Origin of the sequence: Sphingobium sp. B8D3B, from assembly GCF_025961875.1 — a bacterium.
Classification (GTDB): domain Bacteria; phylum Pseudomonadota; class Alphaproteobacteria; order Sphingomonadales; family Sphingomonadaceae; genus Sphingobium.
In genome coordinates this window covers 2,593,077-2,617,846 of sequence record NZ_JAOQON010000001.1, presented here as the reverse complement: position 1 = coordinate 2,617,846, position 24,770 = coordinate 2,593,077, and the positions used below count along the sequence as shown (strand labels likewise).

At 65.1% G+C, this 24,770-nt stretch carries 28 protein-coding genes; 11 read left to right on the top strand and 17 right to left on the bottom strand.

Annotated elements, in window-relative coordinates; genetic code table 11:
• Positions 1 to 7 precede the first annotated feature (7 nt).
• Entirely contained in the window at positions 8 to 1,864 is a 1,857-nt protein-coding gene (locus M2343_RS12160) for an ABCB family ABC transporter ATP-binding protein/permease (protein WP_264576867.1), read from the top strand.
• A 1-nt stretch (position 1,865) separates the two neighbouring features.
• Here M2343_RS12160 and M2343_RS12155 read toward each other — a convergent pair whose 3' ends face one another.
• From M2343_RS12155 to M2343_RS12140, 4 genes are all read right to left on the bottom strand, one after another.
• Positions 1,866 to 2,558 (bottom strand): methyl-accepting chemotaxis protein, encoded by a 693-nt coding sequence (locus M2343_RS12155; RefSeq protein WP_264576866.1) that lies wholly within the window; start codon positions 2,556 to 2,558, stop codon positions 1,866 to 1,868.
• 100 nt (positions 2,559 to 2,658) lie between these two features.
• Positions 2,659 to 3,189, bottom strand: coding sequence for a L,D-transpeptidase family protein (locus M2343_RS12150; RefSeq protein ID WP_264576865.1), 531 nt, complete (start codon positions 3,187 to 3,189; stop codon positions 2,659 to 2,661).
• Positions 3,186 to 4,262, bottom strand: a complete 1,077-nt coding sequence (gene ribA / locus M2343_RS12145; RefSeq protein WP_264576864.1) for a GTP cyclohydrolase II — start codon at positions 4,260 to 4,262, stop codon at positions 3,186 to 3,188. Before ribA ends, M2343_RS12150 begins: the two co-directional genes overlap by 4 nt.
• Before the next feature lie 13 nt (positions 4,263 to 4,275).
• Positions 4,276 to 5,076 carry an exodeoxyribonuclease III gene (locus M2343_RS12140; protein ID WP_264576863.1) on the bottom strand — a complete coding sequence of 267 codons (801 nt, stop codon included), beginning with the start codon at positions 5,074 to 5,076 and terminating at the stop codon, positions 4,276 to 4,278.
• 621 nt (positions 5,077 to 5,697) lie between these two features.
• Here M2343_RS12140 and M2343_RS12135 point away from each other — a divergent pair.
• Entirely contained in the window at positions 5,698 to 6,183 is a 486-nt protein-coding gene (locus tag M2343_RS12135) for a vgr related protein (protein ID WP_264576862.1), read from the top strand.
• 5 nt (positions 6,184 to 6,188) lie between these two features.
• Here the strand turns inward: M2343_RS12135 and M2343_RS12130 are convergent, their stop codons facing one another.
• The 9 genes from M2343_RS12130 to M2343_RS12090 all read right to left on the bottom strand — a co-directional run bounded on the left by M2343_RS12130 (position 6,189) and on the right by M2343_RS12090 (position 9,851).
• Positions 6,189 to 6,683, bottom strand: coding sequence for a flavin reductase family protein (locus M2343_RS12130; RefSeq protein WP_264576861.1), 495 nt, complete (start codon positions 6,681 to 6,683; stop codon positions 6,189 to 6,191).
• Between the two features lie 135 nt (positions 6,684 to 6,818).
• Positions 6,819 to 7,250 carry a SufE family protein gene (locus M2343_RS12125; RefSeq protein ID WP_413715179.1) on the bottom strand — a complete coding sequence of 144 codons (432 nt, stop codon included), beginning with the start codon at positions 7,248 to 7,250 and terminating at the stop codon, positions 6,819 to 6,821.
• 40 nt (positions 7,251 to 7,290) lie between these two features.
• Positions 7,291 to 7,551, bottom strand: a complete 261-nt coding sequence (locus M2343_RS12120; RefSeq protein WP_264576860.1) for a hypothetical protein — start codon at positions 7,549 to 7,551, stop codon at positions 7,291 to 7,293.
• 25 nt (positions 7,552 to 7,576) lie between these two features.
• Complete coding sequence (locus tag M2343_RS12115) at positions 7,577 to 7,876, bottom strand: hypothetical protein (RefSeq protein ID WP_264576859.1); 300 nt, start codon at positions 7,874 to 7,876, stop codon at positions 7,577 to 7,579.
• 15 nt (positions 7,877 to 7,891) lie between these two features.
• On the bottom strand, positions 7,892 to 8,194 hold the full coding sequence (locus tag M2343_RS12110) for a cell division protein ZapB (protein WP_264577555.1): 303 nt from the start codon (positions 8,192 to 8,194) through the stop codon (positions 7,892 to 7,894).
• 93 nt (positions 8,195 to 8,287) lie between these two features.
• On the bottom strand, positions 8,288 to 8,668 hold the full coding sequence (gene pspC, locus M2343_RS12105) for an envelope stress response membrane protein PspC (protein ID WP_181560863.1): 381 nt from the start codon (positions 8,666 to 8,668) through the stop codon (positions 8,288 to 8,290).
• A gap of 1 nt (position 8,669) precedes the next feature.
• Positions 8,670 to 8,936 (bottom strand): envelope stress response membrane protein PspB, encoded by a 267-nt coding sequence (gene pspB / locus M2343_RS12100; RefSeq protein WP_181560862.1) that lies wholly within the window; start codon positions 8,934 to 8,936, stop codon positions 8,670 to 8,672.
• 3 nt (positions 8,937 to 8,939) lie between these two features.
• Positions 8,940 to 9,608, bottom strand: coding sequence for a phage shock protein PspA (gene pspA / locus M2343_RS12095; protein WP_181560861.1), 669 nt, complete (start codon positions 9,606 to 9,608; stop codon positions 8,940 to 8,942).
• A 66-nt stretch (positions 9,609 to 9,674) separates the two neighbouring features.
• Positions 9,675 to 9,851 carry a hypothetical protein gene (locus tag M2343_RS12090; RefSeq protein ID WP_264576858.1) on the bottom strand — a complete coding sequence of 59 codons (177 nt, stop codon included), beginning with the start codon at positions 9,849 to 9,851 and terminating at the stop codon, positions 9,675 to 9,677.
• 182 nt (positions 9,852 to 10,033) lie between these two features.
• Between M2343_RS12090 and pspF the strand changes: the two genes are divergently transcribed.
• Positions 10,034 to 11,074 carry a phage shock protein operon transcriptional activator gene (gene pspF, locus M2343_RS12085; protein WP_264576857.1) on the top strand — a complete coding sequence of 347 codons (1,041 nt, stop codon included), beginning with the start codon at positions 10,034 to 10,036 and terminating at the stop codon, positions 11,072 to 11,074.
• A gap of 33 nt (positions 11,075 to 11,107) precedes the next feature.
• Here the strand turns inward: pspF and M2343_RS12080 are convergent, their stop codons facing one another.
• Complete coding sequence (locus tag M2343_RS12080) at positions 11,108 to 11,671, bottom strand: urate hydroxylase PuuD (RefSeq protein ID WP_264576856.1); 564 nt, start codon at positions 11,669 to 11,671, stop codon at positions 11,108 to 11,110.
• A 247-nt stretch (positions 11,672 to 11,918) separates the two neighbouring features.
• Here M2343_RS12080 and M2343_RS12075 point away from each other — a divergent pair, with 247 nt between their 5' ends.
• Complete coding sequence (locus M2343_RS12075) at positions 11,919 to 12,530, top strand: superoxide dismutase (RefSeq protein WP_264576855.1); 612 nt, start codon at positions 11,919 to 11,921, stop codon at positions 12,528 to 12,530.
• 182 nt (positions 12,531 to 12,712) lie between these two features.
• Here the strand turns inward: M2343_RS12075 and M2343_RS12070 are convergent, their stop codons facing one another.
• Positions 12,713 to 13,168 (bottom strand): universal stress protein, encoded by a 456-nt coding sequence (locus tag M2343_RS12070; protein ID WP_181561548.1) that lies wholly within the window; start codon positions 13,166 to 13,168, stop codon positions 12,713 to 12,715.
• Between the two features lie 142 nt (positions 13,169 to 13,310).
• Here M2343_RS12070 and M2343_RS12065 point away from each other — a divergent pair, with 142 nt between their 5' ends.
• From M2343_RS12065 to M2343_RS12045, 5 genes are all read left to right on the top strand, one after another.
• Positions 13,311 to 14,624 (top strand): pyruvate dehydrogenase complex dihydrolipoamide acetyltransferase, encoded by a 1,314-nt coding sequence (locus M2343_RS12065; RefSeq protein WP_264576854.1) that lies wholly within the window; start codon positions 13,311 to 13,313, stop codon positions 14,622 to 14,624.
• Positions 14,625 to 14,631: 7 nt separating this feature from the next.
• Positions 14,632 to 15,036: an acyl-CoA thioesterase gene (locus tag M2343_RS12060; RefSeq protein WP_181560855.1), complete on the top strand. Its 405-nt coding sequence runs from the start codon at positions 14,632 to 14,634 to the stop codon at positions 15,034 to 15,036.
• A gap of 66 nt (positions 15,037 to 15,102) precedes the next feature.
• On the top strand, positions 15,103 to 16,518 hold the full coding sequence (gene lpdA / locus M2343_RS12055) for a dihydrolipoyl dehydrogenase (RefSeq protein ID WP_264576853.1): 1,416 nt from the start codon (positions 15,103 to 15,105) through the stop codon (positions 16,516 to 16,518).
• An 11-nt stretch (positions 16,519 to 16,529) separates the two neighbouring features.
• Entirely contained in the window at positions 16,530 to 17,192 is a 663-nt protein-coding gene (locus tag M2343_RS12050; RefSeq protein ID WP_264576852.1) for a phosphatase PAP2 family protein, read from the top strand.
• Between the two features lie 378 nt (positions 17,193 to 17,570).
• Positions 17,571 to 20,894 carry a TonB-dependent receptor gene (locus tag M2343_RS12045; RefSeq protein WP_264576851.1) on the top strand — a complete coding sequence of 1,108 codons (3,324 nt, stop codon included), beginning with the start codon at positions 17,571 to 17,573 and terminating at the stop codon, positions 20,892 to 20,894.
• Positions 20,895 to 20,994: 100 nt separating this feature from the next.
• Here M2343_RS12045 and mtgA read toward each other — a convergent pair whose 3' ends face one another.
• Positions 20,995 to 21,747 (bottom strand): monofunctional biosynthetic peptidoglycan transglycosylase, encoded by a 753-nt coding sequence (gene mtgA / locus M2343_RS12040; protein WP_264576850.1) that lies wholly within the window; start codon positions 21,745 to 21,747, stop codon positions 20,995 to 20,997.
• Positions 21,748 to 21,776: 29 nt separating this feature from the next.
• Positions 21,777 to 23,114 carry a dihydroorotase gene (locus M2343_RS12035; RefSeq protein WP_264576849.1) on the bottom strand — a complete coding sequence of 446 codons (1,338 nt, stop codon included), beginning with the start codon at positions 23,112 to 23,114 and terminating at the stop codon, positions 21,777 to 21,779.
• A gap of 49 nt (positions 23,115 to 23,163) precedes the next feature.
• Between M2343_RS12035 and M2343_RS12030 the strand changes: the two genes are divergently transcribed.
• Together M2343_RS12030 and M2343_RS12025 are read left to right on the top strand one after the other, a co-directional pair.
• Complete coding sequence (locus M2343_RS12030; protein ID WP_264576848.1) at positions 23,164 to 23,940, top strand: YgfZ/GcvT domain-containing protein; 777 nt, start codon at positions 23,164 to 23,166, stop codon at positions 23,938 to 23,940.
• On the top strand, positions 23,937 to 24,683 hold the full coding sequence (locus tag M2343_RS12025) for a glutaminyl-peptide cyclotransferase (protein ID WP_181560849.1): 747 nt from the start codon (positions 23,937 to 23,939) through the stop codon (positions 24,681 to 24,683). Before M2343_RS12030 ends, M2343_RS12025 begins: the two co-directional genes overlap by 4 nt.
• The last annotated feature ends 87 nt before the right edge of the window (positions 24,684 to 24,770 follow it).

Below are 24,770 nucleotides of genomic sequence, written 5' to 3'. Positions count from 1 at the left end.
GGCATCCATGCCACCGGACACTCAGGATAAGGATCTGCCCACGCCGCCCGCATGGGCGACGTTGCGGCGCTTCCTGCCGTATCTCTGGCCGGCGGGTGAGCCCAATCTCAAGGCGCGGATCATCGTCGCGCTGGTGCTGGTGTTGCTGGGCAAGGCGATCATCCTCGTCATGCCCTTCGCCTATAAGGGTATCATCGACCGGATGGGGCCGGGGATGCAGGCGGGGGTGGCCGTCGCCTTGGGGCTGGTGCTGGCTTATGCAGGCGCGCGCTTTGGCGGCGTCGTCTCGGATAATCTGCGCAATGTCGCCTTCGAGCGGGTCGGGCGGAATGCCCAGCGGCTGATGGCGGAGCAGACGCTGCGCCACCTGCACAATCTCTCGCTGCGCTTCCACCTCAACCGCAAGACCGGCGGCGTCACCAAGGTCATCGAGCGGGGCACCACGTCCATCGAGACGATGCTGCACTTCCTGCTCTTCAACATCGCCCCGACGGCGATCGAGCTGATCGCGGTGTGCATCATCTTCCAGGTCAAGTTCGGCTTCGGGCTGGTGGCGGGCACGTTGGTGATGATCGCGCTCTACACGGCCTTCACGCAGAAGATCACCGAATGGCGCAACGCGCTGCGGCGGGAGATGGTCGATCTCGATACCGGCGCGACAGCCCATGCCGTGGACAGCCTGCTCAACTTCGAGACGGTCAAATATTTCACGGCGGAGGACCGCGAGGCCGCGCGCTACGGGGCTGCGCAGCGCAGCTACATGAACGCGGCGACCAAGAGCAACAACAGCCTTGCGATGCTCAACATCGGCCAGGCGCTCATCACCAATGTGATGATGGGCGGCGCGATGGCGTTCACGGTGTGGGGCTGGGCGCAGGGCCGGTTCACGCCGGGCGATGTCGTGCTGGTGAATGCGCTGCTGATGCAGCTTTTCCGCCCGCTCGATCTGCTCGGCATGGTGTATCGGACGATCCGGCAGGGCCTCATCGACATGGAGGCGATGTTCCGGCTGATCGATACTGAGACCGAGATCAAGGACGTGCCCAATGCGCCGCCGCTGGCGGTGATGGCGGGCGATATCCGCTTCGAGGACGTGGTGTTCGGCTATGATCCCGACCGAACGATCCTCAAGGGCGTGAGTTTCCATGTCGCGGCGGGCACGACGCTGGCGGTGGTCGGGCATTCCGGCGCGGGCAAGTCGACCATCGCGCGGCTGCTCTTCCGCTTCTACGATATTCAGGGCGGCCGCATCCTCATCGACGGGCAGGATATCGCCCGCGTGCAACAGACCTCGCTGCGCGCCGCCATCGGCATCGTGCCGCAGGACATGGTGCTGTTCAACGATACCATCGGCTACAACATCGCTTATGGCCGCGACGGCGCGACGCAGGCGGATATCGAGGCCGGTGCGCGCGGGGCGGCGATCGACCGCTTCATCGACTCGCTGCCCAAGGGCTATGACACGCGGGTGGGCGAGCGCGGCCTGAAGCTCTCCGGGGGCGAGAAGCAGCGCGTCGCCATCGCGCGCACGCTGGTGAAAGATCCGCCGATCCTGGTCCTCGACGAAGCGACCAGTGCGCTCGACAGCCGCACGGAAGCAGCGATCCAGACCGTGCTCGATGACGTGGCGGCGCGGCGTACGACGATCATCGTCGCGCACCGGCTCTCGACCATCGTCCATGCCGACAGCATCATCGTGATGGATGACGGCCGCGTGGTCGAGCAGGGTACGCACGCGCAATTGCTCGCGCTCGGCGGCCATTATGCCCAGATGTGGATGCGCCAGCAGGCCGAGCGGATGAACCCGGAGGCGGGGTTGGCGGCATCCGAACCCAGCGCCTCGCTGGAGGATGCGGCGGAGTAGCTCAGGCGGCGATGTCCGGCGCGATGCTGTGCTTCATCATGTCCGCCGCGCGGGAGGTCGCGAGGCGCGTGTCCCCGGCCAGCTTCTTCACCTCATTGGCGACGACCGCGAAGCCCTGACCGGCCTCGCCGGCGCGGGCGGCTTCGATGCGCGCGTTGAGCGCCAGCAGGTTGGTCTGGTTCGCGATGGCGCCGATCGTGGTCACGATGGCCGCCAGTTCGGCCATGGTGGACTGGAGCCGGGCATTGCCGCGCTGCAATTCACCCTGCAGGCGCTGGCTTTCCTCATAGCGGGCCTGCACTTCCTGTTCGAGCTGGACCTGCCGGGTGACGTCGGAGGCGATCTTGAGGATGCGCACCGGTCTGCCCTGACAATCGACAACGGGATTATAGGTGGCCTGAAGATAGACAGAGGCGCCGCCGCGTGAGCGCCGCTCATAGCGGCCGGCGTGGAACGCGCCGGAGGTCAGCGTCCGCCAGAAGGCCGCATAGTCAGTGGAGCGCACGAAGGATGGCGCGCAGAAGATGCGATGATGCTCGCCGACCACCTCATCAAGGCGGTAGCCCAATGTCTCGAGCAGGACGTCATTGGCCCACAGGATGGTGCCTTCCGGGCTGAATTCGATGACGCCTTGGGACCGGCAAATGGCTTGCCATGCTGCGTCGGTCCGCCCGTCTTCGAGATATGCGTTCATGAATCACCTTGTGGTCGCCCCGGCAGGTGAGGCCCCTGTGGTTAAGCGCTGCTTACCATGGGGTGGTTTCGCGACGAGCCGTTGAACGCGGCAGGATGGGCTATCGCAAGCGGAGCATCATGCCGGGGCGAAGCAGCCCAAGGACGGTGCGCATATCCTCCGGGGCGATGGCGACACAGCCTTCGGTCGCCTTGGGCTGGCCATTCTCGCCGATTACCCATTGATGGAAGAAGATCGCGCTGCCCATGCCGGGCGCTGGCGGCGCATCATTATGGCCAAGGACGATGATGACGTCATAGGCCTGATCCTCGCGCGCAAGCCGCTCGTGGCTGGTGTGGCGCGGCAGATGGACGGGGCGGTTATAGGCCGGGTCGGCGGGATCATCGCTCCAGCCATCGTTCGGCCGGAGCCAGCGCCACGGGATTGCGGGCGCCTGAGTGGCATCGATGCGGCCGGGGCGAAGCAGCGCGGCGCGAACCGGCCAGTCACCGATGGGCGAGGCGCCATCGCCCTCGCGCTTGTCCGCCGCAGCGATGAGCCCGCCCTTGCCGACGACACAGGCGCAGGACCAGTCGCCGATGGTCAGGCGCCCCGCCTCGCCATCGACCAGAATGGCCGGCGCTTCGCTCACAATTGGTGGCCGGTGCGGTCCCGCTTGGTGGCGAGATAGCGCTCATTATGGGGATTGGAGGGCAAAGCCAGCGGCAGCCGTTCGGCCACGCGGATGCCCTGCGATTCCAGGCCGGCGACCTTCTCCGGATTGTTGGTGAGCAGCCGGATTTCGTCGATGCCCAACAGATCGAGCATCCGCGCCGCCACGCCGAAATCGCGCGCATCAATGGCGAAGCCCAGGCGGACATTGGCGTCTACCGTGTCGAAGCCCTGATCCTGCAGCTGATAGGCGCGCAGCTTGTTGATCAGGCCGATGCCGCGCCCCTCCTGCCGCAGGTAGAGCAGAACGCCCCAGCGCGCATGGGCGATCTCGTGCAGCGCGCCATGCAATTGCGGGCCGCAATCGCATTTGAGCGAGCCGAGCACGTCGCCGGTCAGGCACTCGCTGTGCAGGCGGACGACCGGGGCGCTGCCATCGCGCTCGCCGATGACGAGGGCGATGTGCTCGCGGGGATCTTCCGGCGAGCGGAAGGCGATGATCTGCGCATCCACGCTGGCTTCGACGGGCAGACGCGCGCGGGCGGCGATGGCGAGCCGGGTCGGGTCTGCATAAGTGGCGATATCGTCCGCGCTCAGCTGCACCTCGGCCTCGGCGTCCTCGGAGCCGATGAAGAAGGCGGGCAACATGCCGGCGAGGCGCGCAAGGGTGAGGGCGGCGGCGGCGAGGGCCGGGTGCGGCACTGGCAGGGCGCGGAACGGGCCTTTGAGCGGCGTCGCGAGATCGCGCACCGGATCGGCAATGGCCATGGCGGCGGCCGGTGAATCGATCCAGCGCTCGCGGGCGATGAGGGCCGGCGCCTGTGGGTCCGCCGCCTCCCGCTGGTTGGCGAGCTTGAGCGTGACGGCGCGCGCGGCGGAGAGCAGCAGCGGCGCCTCCGCCGCCGGGTCGAAGGAGGAGAGGCTGGTCGGCGTTGCGCCTTCCACAGGCAGCAGCGTCAGTGCCCCACCTGCATCGACACCTGCATCGACCAGCCGGATGGGCCAGCCACGCCGAAGGGCATCGATGGCGCGAGCCGCAGCGCGCCCGTCCATTATCGCGCGCCCATTAGAAGGCGAATTCCGTGATCAGCGGAGCGTGGTCCGAGGGGCGCGTCCAGCTGCGGCAATCCTCGGCGACCTGATGCGACACCGCCGTCTCGGCGAGATCGGGGCTCAGCCACATATGGTCGAGCCGGCGGCCACGATCCGACTTTGCCCAATCCTGCGCGCGGTAGCTCCACCAGGTGTAGAGCCGCTCGGGCGCGGGCACGAAGCGCCGGCCAAGGTCGATCCAGTTGTGCGAGCTTTGGAGATGGCCGAGCAGGTCGCGCTCGATCTGCGTGTGGCTGACGACGTTGACGAGCTGCTTGTGGCTCCACACGTCGCACTCCAGCGGCGCGACGTTGAAGTCGCCGAGCAGCAAGGTCGATCCGCCGAGCTTGCCCGACCAGTCGATCATGCGTTGCAGAAAATCGAGCTTCTGGCCGAACTTGCGGTTGATCGTGCGGTCCGGCTCTTCGCCGCCGGCGGGCACGTAGACATTCTCGATGCGCAGCCCGTTTTCCAGCCGCACGCCAATATGGCGCGCCTCGCCATTGGCTTGCCAATCGAGTCGCTCGTCCTCACGCACCGGAATGCGGCTGACGATGGCCACGCCATGGTGCATCGGCTGGCCGTGTAGCACCTGATGATTATAGCCGAGCCGGCGGAACAGGCCCTCCGGAAAGGAGCCGTCCACGACCTTCGTCTCCTGCATGCACAGAACGTCCGGCTGATACTCGGTGAGGAAACGCTCGACGATTTCGAGGCGGGCGCGGACGCTGTTGATATTCCAGGAGGCGATCTTGAGAGTCTGCTTGGTCGACATGGCCAAAGTCCCTAGCCGCCCTCGGCGCCGAACCCAAGCCGCGAAGCGATTATTTTGACTCGGGGGGCTGTGCGCCGCGGCATCAGACCGGGCGGATCGCGCGGACATCGAAAACCCCCGCTCCGGGGGGCATGGAGCGGGGGCTCGAAGAAAGCGCCTGAATTTTTGCGCATGTGGTGCGGGGCGAAGCCCGGGCAACAGGGGGGAATCCCGAGGTCAGTCCCCGCGCCACATCGCTTTTCTAAGGCAGCCCAGATGACCGCCCGATGAATGGACCTGTCAGACTTGGGCAAGATTGTCGGTTTTTACGCACGGGAAGAGGGGAGCTGTGATTATCCGTAAAAAATTCCGCCGGGATGGGGCGGGCGCGCGCGTTTGATGCCGATCAATGTTGGCAGCGCCGTTCGGTGAAAAGAGGGCTCATCCCATGGTTTGCAGGAGCATTCGCGATGAACCTTCTTATGCAGTGGCCGGTCCTGACCTTCATCGGCATGGTTGCGGTCTTTGGCGTCATTCTGGCGGCGGTTTCGGTTCTCGATCTCAAGAGCGAGTGACGGCCGGCGGGCATGCGCCGGGAGAGGCGGGCCTTGCCGGTGAGGCAAGGGCGCCTATCTCGGCTGCATGGCCGTCCCATCCCCGCACATTGGCGCCGTCGATCGGCCGCTGTCGCAGCCGGAGCGCGCGCTGGTCGAGCGCATGTTCGGCGATGCGATCGCGCTTGATGAGGTGCGAATTCGCAATCGCAAATGGTGGCCCTTCCAGCCGCGTGCCATCGTCATGGCGCCGCGCGGGCACATTCATTTCCATCCGCAGGGGCGCAGCTACTGCGATTGCTTCGGCGCCGGCGATCTCTCGGCACAAGGGCTGTTCATTCACGAAATGACGCATGTCTGGCAGCACCAGACCGGTATCAACCTGCTGCTGCGACGGCACCCGTTCTGCCGCTATGATTACGACTTCCAGCCGGGCAAGCCGTTCGCGCGCTACGGGATCGAGCAGCAGGCGGAGATCGTCCGCCATGTCTTCCTGATGCGCAGCGGGCGGCAGGTGCCGGGCAAGCCGCCTTTACCGGTGCTGGAGGCGATCCTGCCGTTCGGCTGGGCGTGAGCCGGTCAGGCGGTGGCGTCTTCCAGATCGATCAGTCGGTGATAGCCGCCGCGATAGAAGATCAGCGGCGATCCCTCGGGCGCACGCTCCATGGCCTGCACCGCGCCGACGACGAGAAGATGGTCGCCCAGTTCGACAACCTTTTCGATCGCGCATTCGATCCATGCGAGCGCACCATCGAGAATCGGCAGGCCGCCGGGGCTGGTGCCATGGGCCATGCCCTCGAACTTGTCGTCATGCCGCGAGGCGAATCGCCGGCAGGTTTCCAGCTGGGCATTGCCGAGCACATTCACGCAGAAGCGGCCGGTGGTGGCGATATTGGCCCAGCTTCCCGAGCGCTTGTCGGGCAGGAAGCCGACCAGCGGCGGGTCTAGCGAGATCGAAGAAAAAGTGCCGACCGCCAGACCCCAGCGCTGACCGTCCGCATTATTTGAGGTGATGACGCATACGCCGGTGGGATAACTGCCGAGAACGTCGCGGAAATGCTTGGGATCAATCAATGCGCCACCTGTTTCTTCTGGCGCCCGCCCTGTTCGTGACGGAGGCCGCATTCCAATTACACTGCGGTGAAAACCGCTCACCGGCATGGCGCCCAACCTGCAAGCTGTGATGCGAGCCTGTCAACCGCCCCCTTTTCAACCGGCAGCATCCTCCGCTTGCAGGCGAGTCGCCGTTTCCCGGATCAGCGCGATCATGTTCGGCAGCCCTTGGGTGCGGTTGGACGAGAGCTGGCGCTTGAGGTCGAAGGGCGCCAGCGCCTGTTCGATATCGAACGTCGCGACCTCCGCCGGCATCCGGTCCTGCACGGTGAGGAGGACCAAGGCGATGATGCCCTTGGTGATGGCGGCATTGCTGTCCGCGAGGAAATGCAGCGCGCCATTGTCCAGCCGTGTCGGGTAGACCCAGACGGAGGCGGAGCAGCCCCGCACGAGCGTCGCGTCCGTCTTCAGCGCGTCCGGCATCGGCTCCAGTTCGCGGCCCAGATCGATCAGCAGCCGGTAGCGCTCATCGCCTTCGAGCAGTTCGTAATCGTCCTGGATGGTCTGCAATGTCGTCATGCCGCCCATATAGGTCGCGGCGCGCGGGAGGCCAGTGAAACTCTTTGGGTCAGACGTCGATGCCGGCGGCGATGGCTTCCAGCTTGCGGACGCGCTCCTTGAGGTCGGCCATCTCTATCAGCCCGCTGGCCAGGGGTGCGTCCGGGGTCGGCGCGCGCGGGGCGGCGCGGCTGGGGGCCATGTCCAGCTCCGCCCGCTTGAGCGCCAGCCATCCGTTCCAGCCCTTGAGCGAGGCCAGGGCGACAAGTGCGAATGATAAAGTTAGCGCTATCATGGTCATGGCGTGCTTCACGACGTCAAGATCGGTCATGACTCTATCTCCTCCTGTCGATGTCTTAGTGGTCGGTCCGCGTGGGGATTTCGTGCGGGGCGGATTCAGCGCCGCCGAGCTGATCGATTTCATGGGCGAGGGCGGCGCCGCGATCGGTCACGATGCGCTCCAGCACCCGCACCCGCTGCTCCAGCCGCTCGACCTGCGCGGCATATTGCGCGGCCTTCTCCGCCGTCTGCGTGCCGAGCACGTCCAGCTCCCGCTCACGCAACTTCATCTTGTGTTGCATGGCGTTGCTCCACGTACGCGCGATGACCGGGATGCCAACGACAATCATGAAGAAGACCAGCATTGAAGCAGACATGATAGGAACTCCCGATCAGTTGGAGGGGGTGCGCAGGCTCTCGATCTCGTTGGTCAGATGCAGGGCGCTGTCGGTTACGATGCGCTCGACATTGGCCAGCCGATCCTTGACCGCGCCAAGCTCGGCACGCAGTTGAGCATTTTCCTGGCTGAGCAGCTTGATGCGCTCGCTCATCTCCTCATTCTTCTGCGGGTAGACCGCCTTGCCCCAGCTGTTCTCGAGCGGATAGCCGTGCCGGACGCGCAGCCATGTGTTGAAGACCCATCCGGCGATGGCCAGCAGGCCGATCAGTGAACTGGCGCCGACGATGAGCGGCATCGATTCGACGACGGCGTCTGCGGTGATAGGATCCATGGTTCAAATTTCCCTGTAATCGAGCGCTGTTGCGCCTCTCATTCGCCTCGCGTCTTGTCAGCGCAGGCTGTCGATCTCGTCGGCGAGCCGGGTGTTGCGGCTGGTGTAGAAGGTCTCGATGTCGGACAGGCGCCGGTCGATGTCGCGGAACTTGCTGCGCACATCGCGGGTGGAGCGCGCCGGATTGGTACGCACGCCCTGCCAGAAGCGCTCGTCTTCCCGGTCGGCATAGAGGCCGGTCGGCTTGGGCTCGGCCATCCAGGCGGCGAGCAGATAGGCGATCACCGTCCACGGGAAGCCGCCAGCCAGCGTCACGAGTACGGCGCCAATGCGGACCCAGAGCACATCGATGCCCATATAGTCGGCAATGCCGGCGCACACGCCCATGGCTTTGGCATTCTTTTTGTCGAGGTAGAATTTGGTGCGGCGGGCGGACATCTCAGTTCCTCCTGTCGAAATAGGGATCGTCGCTCGCGCTCGGGCGGGCTGGACGGAAATCGGGATTATCGGCGGCGATGATCCGCTCGACCGTCTGGAGGCGCTCCTCCAGGCGACGGGCGAGCATGTGCATCTCATCGAGCAGCCGTTCGTCCTCGTCGGTGATCTTGGGTGCCTGCTTCCACTTGGTGACATAGTGGAAGATCAGCCACGGCATGCCGATGAACAGCATCCCGCAGATGACGATGGGCAGAAAGACGTCCTCCATGGATCAATCCTTCCTGGCTTGCGCGGCCTTGAGCGCCGCGAGTTCGGCTTCCACCTTGTCGGCGGATTGGAGTTCGGCGATCTCCTGCTCCAGCGTCTTGGGCTGACCGCCCAGACCCATGGCATCGGCCTCGCCTTCGGCCAGATCGACCCGGCGCTCCAGCAGTTCGAAGCGGGAGAAGGCGTCCTGCACGCGCTCACCATTGTACATCTCGCGCGCGCGCCGGCGCGTCTGTGCGCTCTCCATGCGGGCGACGAGGCTGTTCTGCCGGACGCGCGCCTCGCGCAGCTTGGCCTGCAGCTTGGCGATGTCCTCTTCGGATGCGGCCAGCGCCTCATCCAGCATGGCAATCTGCCCGCGCAGCTGCTCGGCCATGTCGCCGGCCTTCTGCTTCTCGACCAGCGCGGCTTTGGCAAGGTCTTCGCGATCCTTGGAGAGGGCGAGCTGCGCCTTCTCGACCCAGCTTTCCTGCAGGGCGTCGAGCTTGGCGATGTGGCGACGCATCTCCTTCTGGTCGGCGATGGTCCGCGCTGCCGATGCACGCACCTCGACCAGCGTCTCCTCCATTTCGAGGATGATCATGCGGATCATCTTGGCCGGGTCCTCGGCCCGATCCAGCAGATCGGTCACGTTGGCGGCAATGATGTCCCGGGTGCGAGAGAAAATACTCATGTACATACTCCAACTGAGGCGGTTCGGTCGGGGCAGCGGGGGTGTGCTGCCCCGACCTTGAAGCCGTCACACAAGGGATTGTGACGGCTTGCCCGGTGTGTTGTCCAGAGCCGCTGCAGTCGTGGCGGCAGGGTTGCCGGTGACAGCAGGGCCGACAGCGCCGATCACCATGATGGCGCTGAAAATGAGGGTAAGACATGCTGCAGCGGTCTGAGCACCGAAGCGGTCGATTGTGTTCAACATGGCGGTCTCTTCCTGATCCTGGTTAGGCCTTCAAATCCCGCTCATTGGCGGATTGCCCAATGCAGTGCAGGGGGCGTGCCAATTTCTGAGAAGCCCGGATTTTCGCCAATTTCTTCTTGATCGAGGTGGGCGCGAAGCATTGTTTGTTGCAATGAGTTGGGAAATATCCCTAAAAGTTGGGAATGGAAAAGACGACGCATTTTGTCGGGGAATCCCTCGCCTTTCTGGATGCGGTCGAGCAGGCCGGCCGCGCGGCCGATCTCAACCGCCCGGTGCTGGTCATCGGCGAGCGGGGTACCGGCAAGGAGCTGATCGCCGAGCGCATCCATCGCCTTTCCCAGCGCTGGGATGGGCCGCTCATCATCATGAACTGCGCCGCCTTGCCCGAGACGCTGATCGAGGCCGAGCTGTTCGGCCATGAGGCCGGCGCCTTCACCGGCGCGACACGGGCGCGGGCCGGTCGCTTCGAGGAGGCTGATGGCGGAACCCTGTTCCTCGATGAACTGGGCACGCTCTCCATGGCGGCGCAGGAGCGGCTGCTGCGCGCCGTGGAATATGGCGAAGTGACGCGCATCGGCAGTTCGCGGCCGCTCACCGTGGATGTGCGCATCGTCGGGGCGACCAACGAGCATCTGCCCGATGCGGTGGAAGCCGGGCGGTTCCGGGCCGACCTGCTCGACCGGCTGAGCTTCGAGGTGATTACCCTGCCGCCTCTGCGCGGGCGCGAGGGCGATGTCGACGTTCTGGTCGAGCATTTCGCGCGCAAGATGGCATCGGAATGCGGCTGGTCGTCCTGGCCGGGCTTTTCCAAGCGGATGATGACGGCGCTCAATGCCTATCGCTGGCCCGGCAATGTGCGCGAGCTGCGCAATGTCGTCGAGCGCGCCGTGTATCGCTGGCCCGATCCGGATCGGCCGATCGACGAGATCCAGCTCGATCCCTTTGCTTCGCCCTGGAAGCCGCAGCCGATGCCGGGAAAACCCGCTACCGCCACCGCGGCGCCTGTCGCCGGTCCTTCCGAGGAGGGTGCAGTCGAAGATGGACGATTGCTGATCGCGCTGGACGATGTCGCCGACTTTCGCGGCGCTGTCGACGCGCACGAGGCCGCGATCCTGCGCCATGCCCTCCAGCGCCACCGCTTCAACCAGCGCGCCACGGCCAAGGCGATCGGGCTCTCCTACGACCAGTTGCGGCACTGCCTGAAGAAACACGCCCTGCTTTGAGGCGCTTGCCGCCTCGCGCAGGGCGCCGGCCGCTCAGCCGCCGTTGAAGTTCACCATGCAGTAGAGCATCGGGATCGACAGCAGCGTGTTGGTGCGGCTGAAGATCATCGCGCGGGTCGCAGCGCTGGCCTTGGTCGCATCGTCGGCGGCCGCCAGCCCCAGCGCCTTCTTTTGCGCCGGCCAGATCACGAACCACACGTTGATCGCCATGATCAGGGCGAGCCACATGCCAAGGCCGATCAGTTGATAGGGCGCCTTGAACGCGAACGCCTCGTGCAGATAGCCGGTGCGCCATGCCACCAGCAAACCGGTCAGCACGGTCAGCGCGGCGGCCCAGCGGAAGAAGAACAGCGCGGAGGGCGCGATGAACTTGGAGACGCCCGGTTTCAGCTCTGCCGGCACCTTGGGCATGGTCGGGATCTGCACGAAGTTGAAGTAATAGAGCAGGCCGATCCACAAAATGCCGAAGAAGGTGTGGAGCCAGCGCAAGGCGGCGGAGACGGATTCGCCATTCGGGCCAATGCCGTAAATGACAGCCAGGGTCAGAATAACCCCGATCAGCAGGACGAGATGCAGATTGCCGAACAGTTTCGTCATGATGCTCCCCCAGTCGTTTGCCGGGTGCTTTGACCGCACCCTCCCCTAAAGCCGGTTATCGGCCATCGCACAGGCTATGCCAAAGTCGCGCCGCTGTCATATCGAAATTATATTTGGCGCTGATCGGGGGAGATGACTGGAAAGCTGCCGGTCTACGCGCCATCTGCTGCGGGCAACCGACACGAATCGCGCGCCTGCGCGTTTCGCCTGCAGAACGACTTTAATGCACCAAGAGGAGATTAGCGCCATGGCATTCACACTGCCCGACCTTCCCTATGCCAAGACCGCCTTTGCCGATGACATGTCGGCCGAGACCTTCGACTATCACCACGGCAAGCACCACAATGCCTATGTGACGAAGGCCAATGAGCTGGTCGCCGCTGATCCGGCGCTGCAGGGCAAGTCGCTCGTGGAGCTCATCAAGTCCTCCAAGGGCGGGCTGTTCAATCAGGTCGGCCAGATCTGGAACCACAGCTTCTTCTGGCAGTGCCTCTCGCCCGAGACGCAGCAGCCGAGCGGCAAGCTGGCCGATCTCATCAACGAAGGCTTCGGCTCGACCGACGCGCTGATCGAGAAGCTGAAGGCGGAAGCCGTCGGCCACTTCGCCAGCGGCTGGGCCGCGCTGATCCTCAAGGACGGCAAGCTGGAAGTGACCAGCTATCACGACGCCGATTGCCCGGTGGCGCATGGCGATACGCCGCTGTTCATCCTCGATGTGTGGGAGCACGCCTATTACATCGATTATCGCAACGCGCGCCCCAACTTCGCGGACACGATCCTCAAGAAGCACGTCAACTGGGCGTTCGTCGCGGAGAATCTGGACGGCAATGGCGCCGAGCGGGCCAACCAGCCGGGCTGAGCACGCCGCCTTGGATTTTGAAGGAGGGGCTGGCGAAGGTCGGCCCCTTTTTCATTGTCGTAATGAAATTAACAGTGCTCCTGCGAAGGCAGGAGCCCAGGGCTCAACCGACGAACCTCGCCGCCCTAGGCTCCTGCTTTCGCAGGAGCACGGCTTTGATTTGACTTGGCGGCAGCGGACCCTCAGCTCAGCCGCTCGATATCCTCACGGCTCAGCGATCCGGGGATGATCATCACCGGGCAGGGCAGGGTGCCGGCATCATTGCCGGCAAAGTGTGCCACCAGCGGGCCGGGCGCGCCCTTGGGCGCCGCGCCGAGCACGAGCGCGGCGACCGTTTCTCCCGAGGCCAGCATCTCCTTCACCGATGCCACGGGATCGCCGACCTTGACCGTGATCGCGGGCTGGATGCCAGCTTCCGCCATCAGCGTGCCGGCAGCGCTGGCCGCGAGCGCCTCGGCGCGGGCGCGCGCTTCTTCCTCCATCGTCGCCTGCACGGCGCCCCATTGGACGAACTCGGTCTTGGGCACGAGCGCCAGCATATGCACGCCGCCGCCCGTCTTGGCAGCGCGGCGCGCGGCGAACAGCAGGGCCGATTCCGCCTCGCTGCTTTCGTCCACCACGACGAGATAAGTCCGCATCATCGCCTGCTCCCCCGAAGAAACCGGCTCGGTAGGTGCGGGAAATTCGGTCTGGATGCAAGGGATGGCCTTGACCCCGACGGGCAAAGCGTGAAGGTGGCCGGTGATTGTCCAACCCGAAAAACAGGAAAGCCTGGCCCCCATGGCGATCAATATCCAGATGCCCGCCCTCTCGCCGACCATGGAGGAAGGCACGCTTTCGAAATGGCTCGTGAAGGAAGGCGACACCGTCTCGTCCGGCGATCTGCTCGCCGAAATCGAGACCGACAAGGCCACCATGGAATTTGAAGCCGTGGACGAAGGGGTCGTCGGCAAGATCCTCGTCGCCGAAGGGACCGACAATGTGAAGGTTGGCACCGTCATCGCGGTTCTGGTCGAGGAAGGCGAGGAGGTGCCTAGCGGCGATGCCCCCGCTGCAGCCAAGCCCGCACCCAAGGCCGACGCCGCTCCGGAGAAGAAGCCGGAAGCCGCCAGCGCGCCCAAGCCGGAGCCGGAAGTCGCGAAATCGACTGCCGCGCCGGTCGCTGCCTCCTCTGGCGATCGCGTCAAGGCCAGCCCGCTTGCCCGCCGCATCGCCACGAACAGCGGCATCGATCTGGCCGCGGTTTCGGGCACGGGGCCCAATGGCCGCATCGTGAAGGCCGATCTGGAGGGCGTGAAGCCCGGCAGCACCGCGCCCAAGCCCGCCGCGAGCCCGTCCGCGGCGCCCGCAGCGTCGGCTCCGGCCGCGCCTGCCCCGGTGGCCGCGACCGCGCAGGATTTCGGCATTCCGCACGAGGTCGAGAAGCTCTCGAACATGCGCAAGACCATTGCGCGCCGCCTCACCGAATCGAAGCAGCAGGTGCCGCACATCTACCTCACCGTGGATGTGCGCCTCGATGCGCTGCTCAAGCTGCGCGGCGAGCTGAACAAGGCGCTCGAATCGCAGGGCGTGAAGCTCTCGGTCAACGATCTGCTCATCAAGGCGCTGGCCAAGGCGCTGATCGCCGTACCCAAGTGCAATGTGCAGTTCGCCGGCGACCAGCTGCTCAAGTTCAGCCGGGCCGACATCTCGGTGGCGGTGTCCATCGAGGGCGGACTGATCACGCCGATCATCACCGATGCCGGCGCCAAGTCCGTCTCCGCCATCTCGACCGCGATGAAGGACCTCGCCACCCGCGCCAAGGAAGGCAAGCTCAAGCCGGAAGAGTTCACCGGCGGCACGGCCAGCCTCTCCAACATGGGCATGATGGGCATCAAGCAGTTCGAGGCAGTGATCAATCCGCCGCAGGCGATGATCATGGCGATCGGCGCAGGCGAGAAGCGGCCTTATGTGATCGACGACGCGCTCGGCATCGCGACCGTCATGTCCGCCACCGGCAGCTTCGATCATCGCGCCATCGATGGCGCCGACGGTGCGGAGCTGATGAAGGTGTTCAAGGAACTGGTAGAGGCGCCGCTGGGTCTGGTGGCGTAAGCGCACCATGGCCGCTGACGAGGATGTCCTGCCGGAAGGTGCGCCCGCGACGCGGATCACCGCGATGCCGGCGGATGCCAATCCCTATGGGGACATTTTCGGTGGCTGGCTGATGGGCCAGATGGATATGGCGGCGGCGCTTGTCGCCTCGCGGCACAGCAAGGGCCGAGCTGTCACCATCGCCGTGGAAGGCATGCAGTTCCACCGCCCGGTGCTGGTGGGGGACGAGGTCTCCGTCTTCGCGACGCTCGTGAAGGTGGGCAGCACGTCGATGACCATTGAGGTCGAGGCCTGGCGCCGCGCGCGACACAGCGAGGAAACCTACAAGGTCACGCAGGCCCGGTTCATCTTCGTCGCCATCGACGAAGTGCGCCGCCCCCGCAGGGTGCCGCCCCTGGCGAACGCGCAATGAAGGCGCAGTCGGTCATTTTAGACCCCTCTCCCTCAAGGGGAGAGGGCATCATGGATGGAGCATTTCGTGTCTGAATCCTATGACGTCATCGTTCTCGGTTCCGGCCCCGGCGGCTATGTCGCGGCGATCCGCGCGAGCCAGCTTGGCCTCAAGACGGCCATTGTGGAGCGCGAACTGCTGGGCGGCATCTGCCTCAACTGGGGCTGCATCCCCACCAAGGCGCTGCTGCGTTCGGCTGAGATCTTCCATTATATGAGCCACGCCAAGGATTATGGCCTGGCCGCCGAGAAGATCAGCGCGGATATCGAGGCGGTGGTGAAGCGCTCGCGCGGTGTCGCCAAGCAGCTCAATGCCGGCGTCACGCACCTGATGAAGAAGAACAAGGTTGCCGTGCACATGGGCACCGGCACGATCACCGGCAAAGGCAAGCTCTCGGTGACGGACCAGGACGGCAGGAAGACCGATCTGGCCGCCAAACACATCATCGTGGCGACTGGTGCGCGGGCACGCGACCTGCCGTTCGCGCCGGCGGACGGCAAGCGCATCTGGACCTATCGCACCGCGATGACCCCGCCGGAAATGCCGGGCAAGCTGCTGGTCATCGGCTCGGGCGCCATCGGCATCGAGTTCGCGAGCTTCTACAACGACATGGGCGCTGATGTGACCGTGGTCGAGATGATGGATCGCATCGTGCCGGTCGAGGACAAGGACGTCTCTGCGTTTCTCGAAAAGCAGCTGGTGAAGCGTGGCATGAAGATCGTCACCGGCGCCTCGCTGGAGAGCCTCAAGGCCAGCGACAAGGGCGTCACCGCCGCCATCAAGGGCAAGGATGGCAAGAGCGAGACCAGCGAGTTCAGCCATTGCATCGTCGCCATCGGCATCGTCCCGAACACCGAGAATATCGGGCTAGAGGCGCTGGGCGTCACGCTGGAGCGCGGCCATATCAAGACCGATGGCCTGTGCCGCACCGGCGTCGATGGCATCTGGGCGATCGGCGATGTCACCGCGCCGCCATGGCTCGCGCACAAGGCCAGCCATGAGGGCGTGACCGCCGCCGAGGCGATTGCGCAGGCGCTGGGCAACAAGGATGTCCACCCGCATGAGATGGACCCGCTCAACATTCCGGGCTGCACCTATTGCCAGCCGCAGGTCGCCTCGGTGGGCCTGACCGAGGCGAAGGCCAAGGACGCGGGCTATACCGTCAAGGTCGGCACCTTCCCGTTCATCGGCAATGGCAAGGCGATCGCGCTCGGCGAGGCGGAAGGCTTCGTGAAGACGGTGTTCGACGCCAAGACTGGCGAGCTGCTCGGCGCGCATATGGTCGGCGCCGAGGTGACCGAGATGATCCAGGGCTACACCATCGGCAAGACGGCCGAGCTGGTGGAGCAGGACTTCATGCAGACGGTCTTCCCGCACCCGACTATCAGCGAATCCATGCACGAGAGCGTGCTGGCCGCTTATGGGCGGGCGCTCCACATCTGATCCAAAGGCGGATGCGGCAACTGCCAACTCCGGGCGTCGCGCTCAGTTTTGCGCTCGGTCTGGCGTTGCTGGTCGCGGCCATCGGCTTCCTCCAGCCCACCGGCCTGTTCGCGCCCATCGATGAGCGGCTGATGGGACTGGCGGGCAAGCTCCACGGCGTGCGCGGTGCGGGGCTTGTGACGCATGGCGCGGTGGCGCTGGACCGGCTGGGCGCGGTCGGCGGTCGCACGTTGATCGTGCTGGCGGTGGGGCTGGTCTTCATCAAGCTGGGGCATCCCGAACGCTTGATCCCGCTGCTGGTCGCGGGCGTGGGGACCGCGCTCGTCATCGGGGTGGTGAAGCTCGGCTTCAATGCGCCGCGCCCGATGATGATGATCCCCTATATGCCGACGAGCGTGATCGAGACCGTGGGCACCAGCTTCCCCAGCGGCCATGCGGCAGGTACGATGGCGCTCTATGGTGCGATCGCGCTGCTGGCGCGAAGCCGGGTGGTGACATGGATCTGCGCCGCGATGATCCTCGCCACGGGGGCCAGCCGGGTGTGGCTCGGCGTGCACTGGCCGAGCGATGTGGCGGGCGGCTGGGCGGTCGGCCTGATCTGGCTGCTGCTCGTGCTTTTCATCCTGCCCTGGTGGGGTCCGCTTCTGCAGCGGCCCGCCATCTCGCGCGACTGAGCCTCGCGGGCAGCCCAGACGGTCGATCGGGCCGGCGATCCGTTCATCTTATGGCAAGATTCTGCGCGAGCGTTGCATGGATGCCGCACTGCACAATATGTCATTGATATCGCGCGATTTTATTGCCGAATTAGGAGCGACTTCGAGAATTTTCCTCCTTTTTCCGGATACATACCGCTCATTTCGCAATGGCGAGACTGGGCAGGTCGCCAGTATGAACCCGCCATCGTCATAATTGAGTCACGTCCGACAGACACGGGCGATGACATAAGGATCGCAGACCAGGCGAGAGGATGTGTCCGAGCCCAGAGGGGTGAAGGCAGCCGTGATCAGGACGGCTCAAGACCAGTTTTCGTGATGATCTAAAGGGGATCTTCGATGCGCAACTTCCGCTTCTTCCTCGCTGCCTCGGCCGCGAGCATCGCCACCTGCGTGGCGCTCAGCCCTGCCCATGCGCAGGAAACCACCTCGTCCGTGCGCGGCACTGTCACGGCAGAAGGCGCGCCGGTCGCCGGCGCCGCCGTCACCGTGACGCACGTCCCCTCGGGCACCGTCTCGCGCACGACGACGGGCGCCGACGGCAGCTTCTCGACCAGCGGCCTGCGGATTGGTGGGCCTTACACGGTTGAGGTCGCCGCATCGGGCTTCGAAGATGTCCGCGTGACGGACGTGTACACGGTCGTTGGCCAGTCCTTCACGCTGCCGATCGAGATGGCCTCGGGCGACGCCATCGTCGTGACCGCATCGGCCATCCGCGGCGCGGGCAACGTGTCACAGGGCCCCGCCATGGTCATGACCGCTGAGCAGATCGGCAAGATCGCTTCGGTCAATCGCGATATCCGCGACATTGCCGCGCGCGATCCGTTTGCGACGCTCGACACCAGCCAGACGACGGGCCGCCAGGTTTCGTTCGCGGGCCAGAATCCCCGCTTCAACCGCTTCACCGTGGACGGCGTTCCGGTCACCGACAGCTTCGGCCTCAACCCGGATGCGCTGCCGTCACGTCGTGGCCCGGTTCCGCTCGATTCCATCGGGCAGTTCGAAACCAAGGTTGCGCCGTATGATATCCGCGAAGGCTTCTTCCAGGGCGGCGTTTCGAACGCCATCCTCAAGTCGGGCACCAACGAATTCCACGGGACGGCCTTCTTCACCTTCAGCTCGGACGAGCTGACCGGGAAGCGCACCAAGCCCTATATCCTCAACACCGCCGGACGCGTCACGCAGCCCGATTTCACCAGCAAGGACTTCGGTGCAACCCTCTCGGGTCCGATCATCAAGGACAAGCTGTTCTTCATGGTCTCCGCCGAGCGCGTGCGCGCTGCCCGTCCGGTGGCCTTCGGTACGCAGGAAGACAATGCTGGCGCGCCGGTCATCGGCGCGACGAACGCTGCCCTGCAGCAGATCGTGGGCATCGCCCAGAGCCGCTACAACTACGACGCCGGCGGCCTGCTCCGCACGGATGGCGACAAGGACGACCGGATCGTCGGCAAGCTGGACGCTAACCTTTCCGAAACGCAGCGCGTCTCGCTGACCGGTCTTTATACCAAGGATGAGTTGAACGTCAGCACGACCACCGGCACCCGCGATCTGGGCCTTGAATCCAACGCGTATCGCAAGCCGAACGAACTGAAGGCCGGTATTCTGGCCTGGAATGCCGACTGGTCGGATAGCTTCTCCACCGAGACCCGCGCTCTCTACAAGACCTATGACAGCGGCCAGTTCCCGCTGATGGGCCGCAGCGCCCAGATGTCCGTCTGCGCGGCGCCAACCTCGGATCGCACGACGAATGGCGCTACCACGACCGCGGCCAGCATCGTGTGCCCCACTGGGACGCCGCAGTTCGTCCTGGGTGCCGGCGGCCCGAGCCAGTCGAATGTGCTGAACATCAAGAGCTGGGGCGGGTCCGTTTCCGCCAAGCTGAAGGCTGGCGACCACAACCTCCGCGCTCTTGCGGAATGGAATCACACCAAGTCCTTCAACATGTTCGTCAATCCGTCGGCGGGCACCTATTATTTCGACTCGATCGCCGACTTCCAGGCCGGCACGGCGCAGAGCTTCAGCTACAACAACGCGGCTTCGCTTAACCCCGCGGATGCCGCCGCCAGCTTCTCCTACAATGTGTACACCTTCGGTCTGCAGGACGATTGGCGCGTGAATGAGACGCTCTCGGTCGGCGTCGGTCTGCGCTGGGATGTGTTCGGGATGAAGAGCACTGCGGCGGTAAACCCCAACTTCTACCCGCGCTACGGCTTCTCGAATAACAGCAACATCAGTGGCATCGACCTGCTGCAGCCCCGCCTTGGCTTCACCTACAAGGCAACGCCGCGCCTCACCATTCGCGGTGGTGGCGGCATCTTTGGTGGCGGATCGCCGGACGTTTATATCGGCAACTCTTTCTCCAACACCGGGGTGATCAACACGTCGATCACGGCGCGCCAGACGGACGGCGGCATTTACCAGCTTAACGGTTCCGCGAGCGGCGCCAACAGCGCAAACGCGTCCTCCATCCTCAACAACCCGTCGTTCACAAACATTCCCGCTGCTGCCAACACTGCGGTGGTCGCCGCAGCCAACGGTCTGTCTGCGAACCCGAACGCGACCACGTCGATCAATGCGATCGATCCGAACTTCAAGGCGCCCAACCAATTCCGCGCGACCTTGTCGGCGGACTATGAGGCCGATCTGGGTCCGCTCGGCGACGGCTGGCGCTTCGGCGCCGATGTGCTGTATTCGAAAGTGCGTTCGCAGGTGAAGGTCATCGATCTGCGGTCGATCCCCGTTGCAGGGTCGCTCACGCCGGACGGCCGTCAGCGCTACACCAGCAAGATCGGCAACGCGAACGACACCGGCCAGGACCTGCTCCTGACCAACACCGATTATGGTCGCGGCTGGATCGGCGTCCTGCGCGCCGAGAAGAGCTGGGACTGGGGCCTGACGCTCGGCGGTGCCTATACCCGGCAGGACGTGCGTGACGACACCTCGCTCACGTCATCTCAGGCAAGCTCGATCTACGGCAACACCGCGGCTTATGACGCCAATCTGAGCGGGCCTGGCCATTCGAACGACGAAGTGACTTGGGCCTTCCGCTACAATGCGTCGTTCGAGCGCGCGTTCTTCGGGGATTACAAGACGCGCATCGACCTGTTCGGCTCGACCCGTGCCGGTGCCCGGTACAGCTACACGATGCAGGATCTCTCGGGGGGGCGCTCGGGTGTGTTCGGCACGGCCGGCAGTGCACAGCGCTATCTGTTCTACGTGCCGACCGGCGTGAACGACCCGAAGGTCATTTATGATAGCGCGGCGACGGCGACGCGGATCGACAGCATCATCCAGTCCTCTGGGCTGGCAGGCTATCGCGGGCAGGTTGCGCCGCGCAATGCCTTCCGCTCGAAGGCGTTCACGCGCATCGACCTTCATGTGGAGCAGGAACTGCCGCTGCCACTGGGCACGCGCTTCGCGCTGTTTGCGGACATCGAGAACTTCACGAACCTGCTCAACCACAAATGGGGCCAGCAGCTTCGGTCGAGCTTCCCCTTCCGCAAGACCGTTGCGAAGGTGAGCTGCGTGGCAGTGGGCGCCAACAGCTGTGCTCAGTACAAATATGAGCAGCCGAGCAGCGACACGGTGCTGGCGGACGAACTGGTGACGACCAACGGCTCCTCGCTTTACGCGATCCGCCTCGGCGCGCGCTTCAGCTTCTGATCTGCCGCGAATAGAAACCGGAAGGGCGGGGGCAGCGATGCCTCCGCCCTTTTTGTTGGGCTGCTTATTTGCTCTTTGTGCGGGAACTGCGTCTGCCCGCTCAGTTCAGATCCAGGCAGGCATCCAGTCCGTCGGCTTTCACATGGCCGATCCAGCGGGCGATGTTGTTGCCGTGGCGGCGGGTGAAGCCGGTGGGGGCGATGGCGCCGCGCTTTTTGGGCAGGGGGAGGACCGCCGCGATGCGGGCGGCCTCGGTGCGGCTCATCTTGTCCGCGCCATGGTTGAAGTAGCGGATTGCGCCGGCCTGCACGCCATAGGTGCCGATGCCCGTCTCGGCGACGTTGAGATAGACTTCCATGATCCGGCGCTTGCCCCAGATCGCCTCGATCAGCACCGTGTACCAGGCTTCCAGCCCCTTGCGGAAGAAGCCGCCGCCCTGCCAGAGAAAGACATTCTTGGCCGTCTGCTGGCTGATCGTGGAGCCGCCGCGAATGCGCCCGCCGCGGGCGTTCTGTTCCATCGCCTGCCGGATGGCATCGGTGTCGAAGCCGTGATGCTGGCAGAATTTGGCATCCTCGCCGGCGATGGCGGCACGCGGCATGTCCGGATCGATGTCCGAGAGCGGCGTCCAGTCCTTGGTGATGCCGTTCTTGTCCATCAGCATGGTGATCGTCACCGGCACCGGCACGACTTTATAGACCAGCACCTGCAGCAACGAGATGCCGATGAAGCCGAGGATGAGCATCAGCAGCCAGCGGAACAGCCTGCCCGGCAGGCTCGTAGGGTTGCCGGGAAAGCGCAGGCCCTTGCGCCGGGGCGCCTTGTGTCTCGTGGTGCTGCGCGTTGTCGCCATCGCCCCGCCTTCCCCCTTTTGCCTTTGCCTCAGTGGCCGGGGAACTCGGTCGCCTCGAAGCGCACCGGTTCGCCTACCGCCTCATTGGCGAGCTGGTTGTCCCACATCACCCGATGGCCGCGCACGATGGTGCCGATCGGACGGCCGGTCACGCTCATGCCCTCAAACGGCGACCAGCCGCAGCGCGAGGCCATCCAGTCCGCGCCCATCGTCCAGCGCGCCTTGAGGTCGACGACGGTGAAGTCGGCATCATAGCCGGTCGCGATGCGGCCCTTGCCGACCAGGCCAAAGATGCGCTGCGGCCCTGCGCTGGTCAGATCGATAAAGCGCTGGAGCGTGAGGCGGCCGTTCGCCACGTGATCGAGCAGCAGCGGCACCAAAGTCTGCACGCCGGGCATGCCGCTCGGGCTGGCGGGGTAGGTCTTGGTCTTCTCTTCCTTGGTGTGCGGCGCATGGTCGGAGCCGAGCACGTCGGGCACGCCCTGGCCGACCCAGTGCCACAGTCCGTCACGGTGCGCGGCGCTGCGGATCGGCGGGTTCATCTGCGCATAGGTGCCGAGGCGCGGATAGGCGTCCTCGCCCGCCAGCGTGAGGTGCTGGGGCGTCACCTCGCAGGTCGCGACATCCTTGTGCTGGCTCAGAAACTCCAGTTCGGCCGGCGTGGTGACATGCAGCACATGGATGCGGCGCCCGGCTTCGCGCGCCAGCTTCACGATGCGGCGGGTGGCCATCATCGCGCTTTCATCGTCGCGCCAGACCGGGTGGCTGGCCGGATCGCCCTCGATCCGCTCATCCTGGCGCGCATTCATCCGCGCCTCGTCCTCGCAATGCACGGCGACGCGGCGGCGGCCATGGGCGAGCACGCGGGCGAGGGCCTCGTCCTCGGCGACGAGCAGGCTGCCGGTGGAAGCGCCCATGAAGATCTTGACGCCCGCCGTGCCGGGGATGCGCTCCAGCTCGCCGAGCTGCTCGGCATTGTCGCCGGTCGCGCCGACATAAAAGGCATGGTCGCACCACATGCGGTGATGGGCGCGCTTGAGCTTGTCGGCCACGCGCTCGGCAGTGTCCGTATTCGGATTGGTGTTCGGCATCTCGAACACGGCGGTGACGCCGCCCAGCACCGCGGCCCGGCTGCCCGATTCGAGATCTTCCTTATGCTCCAGCCCGGGTTCGCGGAAATGGACCTGGCTGTCGATCACGCCCGGCAGCACATCGAGGCCGGCGCAGTCGATCGTTTCGCCCGCATCGCCAAGGCTGGTGCCGATTGCCGCGATCCTGCCGGCATTGACGCCCACGTCCACGCGTGCGGGGCCGCTCGGGAGGTGGACGGTGCCGCCCTTCAGCAGCAGGTCGAATGTCTGGACCATCGCGCGAACCTCTCTTGGCTTGGTGCTCCTCTCCCCCTACCTAAAGCGCATGCCCGCCACCACCCCCCTTGCCACGCCGCCCCTCGCCACCACGCTGCGCGATCGGGCCATTCTTCGTGTCGGCGGGGCGGAGGCGCGGCCGTTCCTGCAAGGCCTGCTCACGCAGGACGTGCTGAGCCTGCAGCCGGGCGCGCCGCGTTATGCCGGACTGCTCACGCCGCAGGGCAAGGCGCTCTACGATATGCTCCTCTGGGCCGATCCGGCGGGCGGCGAGGATGTGCTCATCGATTGCGAGGCCTCGCGGGCCGAGGCGCTGACCCGCAGGCTGACGCTCTATCGGCTGCGCCGCCCCGTCACCATCGGCATCGAGGAGGGGCTTGCTGCCCACTGGTCTGCCGATCCGGTCGAGGGGGCATCCGCCGACCCCCGGCTCGCGGCACTGGGCTGGCGGTGGCTGGCCGCAGCGCAGGAGGGCGACGCTTCGGACATGTATCGCGCGCATCGGCTGGCCCACGGCGTGCCGGAGGGCGTGGCGGAGCTGGGCGAGGACAAGACGCTCTGGCTGGAGTGCAACGCGGAAGAGCTGCACGGCGTGGATTATGGCAAGGGCTGCTATGTCGGGCAGGAGAATACCGCGCGGATGCACTATCGCAACAAGGTGAACCGGCGGCTCGTGGTGGTGCCGCTGGACCGGTCCGACCCGGCCCGGCTGCGCATTGCCTATCCGGCTTTGGGGCTCGCGGTGGATCATCGCCCGGTCGATTCGCTTGAGGGCCTCGCGCTGCCGGACTGGCAGGCCGATGCGCTCGCGGAAGACGCTGAATGAAGCGGGTGCTTTTCACGCTCCTCGTCCTCGTCTTCAGCGCGGGGCCAGCGCAGGCGGAGATCAAATGGGAGATCGTGCGCGAACTGCCGCATGATACCAAAGCCTTCACCCAGGGCCTCACCATCCATGGCGAGCTGATCTACGAAACCACCGGCCAGGTCGGCGAGTCGGATGTGCGGATCATGCGGCTGAGCGACGGCAAGATCCTGCAGCGGCGGCCCATGCGCGCCGATGTCTTCGGCGAGGGCAGCACGATCTGGGGCGACCGGATCGTGAGCATCACCTGGAAGGACGAGACCGGCTTCGTCTGGAACCGCAAGGATTTGAAGCCGATCGGCTCGTTCCGCTACACCGGCGAGGGCTGGGGCCTCACTCATGATGGCCACGCGCTGATCATGAGCGATGGCACGCCGGACCTGCGCTTTCTCGATCCCGAGAGCTACAAGGAGCAGCGCCGCGTCACCGTCACATGGGAAGGCGAGCCCGTGCGCTTTCTCAACGAGCTGGAGCAGGTCGGCGACGTTCTCTATGCCAACATCTGGTTCTCGCCGCTCATTGCCCGCATCGATCCGGCCACCGGCAAGATCGACGACTGGATCAACCTGCAGCCGCTGGTGGCGAAGAATATGAGCGCGAGCGGCGAGGGCGTGCTGAACGGCATCGCGTGGGATGCCAAGGCGCAGCTTCTCTACGTCACCGGCAAGAACTGGCCCAAAATCTACGCGCTGCGCCTGCAGGACTGAGCCTGCAGGACTGAGATCGCGCCTGTTTGATCTTCATCAAGGTCAGGCGCCCGCCACCCGCCTAGCATCACCATCAGATGAAATGGT